Here is an 800-nt window from a genome sequence, read left to right as displayed (position 1 = left end):
CTGCTGGCCACCGACCCGCACCCGCTGCTCGGCGTCCGGTCACCGCGCCCCCGCCGCGACCACGAGCTCTTCCTCGACCGCGGCTCCATGCTGGTGCTCTACACCGACGGGCTGATCGAGCGACGGCACCACCCGCTCGACGAGGGGCTGGATCGGCTGCAGAAGGCCGCCGGCGGGCTGGCCCACCTGCCCGTGGAGGAGTTCTGCGACGCGTTGCTGGCCGAGCTGGTCGAGGTGCCGAGCGACGACATCGCCCTGCTGGCGCTCCGGGTCACCGACTGACCGGGGTCACCGCTTCGGCAGGGTGGCGGCGAACGCGGCCACCCGGGCGGCCAGCGGCGTCGAGGCCCGCACCCAGCTGAAGTGGTCCAGCGGAGCGCCCGCCTCGGCGGCCGTGTACCGCTGTCGGGTCACCGGCGCGGCGGCGAGCTTGCCGCAGAGGTGGTCCAGGGTCTGGTGCGGGGTGTACCGGTCGTCGTCCACGCTGACCGCCAGCACCGGGGTGCGGACCGACCGCACCGCCGCCTCGGCGTCCACCCCGTCGAGCACCGGGAACCGGCCGGTCCGCGAGGTGTACGCCCAGTCCCGGATCACGCCGCGCGCCTGCCGCCCGCCGAACCCCCAGCCGGGCCACACCCCGAGCAGCCCGGTCGTCGCCGCGATCCCCTGGGTGTACGGCAGCACGCCCCAGCCGCGCAGCCCCGGGTAGCCGCGCCACCAGGGCACGCCGACGGCGACCAGGGCCAGCCCGTCCACCGCGTCGGGGTCGTGCAGGGCCTGGTGCAGCAGCGCGATCTGCC

At 76.1% G+C, this 800-nt stretch carries 1 protein-coding gene and 1 pseudogene; one reads left to right on the top strand and one right to left on the bottom strand.

Annotation, left to right across the window (positions count from 1 at the left end):
• The coding region (locus DKL51_RS33370) for a SpoIIE family protein phosphatase (RefSeq protein WP_148097934.1) at nucleotides 1-282 on the top strand (282 nt) is incomplete at its 5' end.
• Nucleotides 283-288: 6 nt separating this feature from the next.
• On the opposite strand, the pseudogene DKL51_RS33365 reads toward DKL51_RS33370, so the two are convergent.
• Nucleotides 289-800: pseudogene (locus DKL51_RS33365) on the bottom strand (alpha/beta fold hydrolase); the annotation flags it as partial.

The sequence above is a fragment of the Micromonospora globispora genome (assembly GCF_003857015.1).
GTDB lineage: Bacteria > Actinomycetota > Actinomycetes > Mycobacteriales > Micromonosporaceae > Micromonospora > Micromonospora globispora.
This window is presented reverse-complemented; position numbering and strand designations above follow the sequence as displayed.